At 75.8% G+C, this 2,080-nt stretch carries 1 protein-coding gene; it reads left to right on the top strand.

Going from position 1 to position 2,080, the window contains the following annotated elements:
- Positions 1–2,080, top strand: a 2,080-nt coding sequence (locus ACTUAL_RS17550; protein ID WP_440901032.1) for a type I polyketide synthase, incomplete at both ends; no start/stop codon positions are given.

The following is a 2,080-nucleotide window of genomic DNA, read 5'->3' as shown; positions in this document are numbered from 1 at the left end:
CGGTGCACAGCGACCGGACGTTCAAGGAGCTCGGCTTCGACTCGCTCACCGCGCTGGAGCTGCGCAACCGGCTCAACACGGCGACCGGCCTGCGACTGCCCGCCACCCTGGTCTTCGACCACCCCAGCCCGGCCGCGCTGGCCGAGCACCTGCGCGGGCGGGCCGACGACGGCGCCGGCGAGCGGTCGTCGCGAGCGCGGCCCTCGGTCACCGACGCCGACGACCCGATCGCCGTCGTCGCCATGAGCTGCCGCTACCCCGGCGGAGTCACCACCCCCGAGGGCCTCTGGGACCTCGTCGCGGACGGCCGGGACGCCATCACGCCCTTCCCCTCGGACCGGGGGTGGGACCTGGAGTCGTTGCACCACCCCGATCCCGACCACCGGGGCACCTCTTACGTGTGGGAGGGCGGTTTCCTGCACGACGCGGCGGAGTTCGACGCGGAGTTCTTCGGCATCTCGCCGCGCGAGGCGCTGGCGATGGACCCCCAGCAACGACTCCTGCTCGAGATCGCCTGGGAGCTGCTCGAACGCGCGGGCATCGACCCCAGGTCGGCGCGCGGCACCCGCACCGGCGTGTTCACCGGCCTGATGCACCACGACTACGCCGCACGGCTCCACGCCGTCCCCGAGGACCTGGAGGGCTTCCTGGGCAGCGGCAACGCGGGCAGCGTCGCCTCGGGGAGGATCGCCTACGCGCTCGGCCTCGAAGGCCCCGCGCTCACCGTCGACACGGCCTGCTCGTCGTCGCTGGTGGCGCTGCACCTGGCCGCCCAGGCGGTGCGGCGGGGCGAGTGCGCCTCCGCCATCGCCGCCGGCGTCACCGTCATGGCCACCCCCGGCGCGTTCGTCGACTTCAGCCGCCAGCGCGGCCTGGCCCCGGACGGCCGCTGCAAGTCCTTCGCCGACGCCGCCGACGGCACCGCCTGGGGCGAGGGCGCGGGCGCCGTCCTGGTCGAGCGGCTCTCCGACGCCAGGAGGCTCGGCCACCCCGTGCTCGCCGTCCTGCGCGGGTCGGCGGTCAACTCGGACGGGGCCTCCAACGGTCTCACCGCGCCCAACGGTCCCGCGCAGCAGCGCGTCATCCGCCAGGCGCTGGCCACCGCGGGTCTGGAGCCCCGCGACGTGGACGCGGTCGAGGCCCACGGCACCGGCACCGCGCTCGGCGACCCGATCGAGGCGCAGGCGATCCTCGCCACCTACGGCCGCGACCGCGACCGGCCGCTGTGGCTGGGCTCGGTCAAGTCCAACCTCGGCCACACCCAGGCCGCCGCGGGCATCGCGGGCGTCATCAAGGTCGTGCAGGCCATGCGGCACGGGCTGCTCCCCGCGACCCTGCACGTGGACGAGCCGTCCTCGCACGTCGACTGGACCGCGGGCCAGGTGGCCCTGCTCACCGAGGCGCGCCCGTGGCCGCGCGGTGAACGGCCGCGCCGCGCCGCCGTCTCCTCGTTCGGGATCAGCGGCACCAACGCGCACGTCGTCCTGGAGGAACCGGCGGAGGACCACGACCCCTGCCCGGAGCGGGAGCCCGGAGCGGGCGGGCCCGCACCGGTCCTGCTGTCGGCGAGGACCGAGCGGGCGCTGCGGGAGCAGGCCGCGCGCCACCTGCGCGTCGCCGACCGGGACCCGGCCGACCTCGCCCTGTCCTCGGCGACGACCCGCGCCACCTTCCCGCACCGGGCCGTGATCGTCGCCACCGACCGGGCCGAGCTGGCGCGCGGGCTGGAGGCGGTGGCCGCAGGCGTGCCCGCTGCCCACGTGCGCACCGGCTCACCGCAGCCGGGCGGCCTGGGTTTCCTGTTCTCGGGTCAGGGTTCGCAGCGGGTGGGGATGGGTCGGGGGTTGGCGGCCCGGTTCCCGGTGTTCGCCGAGGCCTTCGACGAGGTCTGCGCCCGCTTCGGCCCGCTGCGCGACCTCGTGTGGGGCGACCCAGGCCCGCTCGACCGGACCGAGCACGCCCAGCCCGCCCTGTTCGCGTTCGAGGTGGCGCTGTTCCGGTTGCTGGAGTCCTTCGGGGTGCGTCCGGACGTGTTGCTCGGGCACTCGATCGGTGAGTTGGCGGCGGCGCACGTGGCGGG

It is taken from the genome of Actinosynnema sp. (assembly GCF_052038725.1).
Note: the sequence above shows the minus strand (reverse complement) of the source record. Positions and strands in the feature narration are given on the sequence as shown.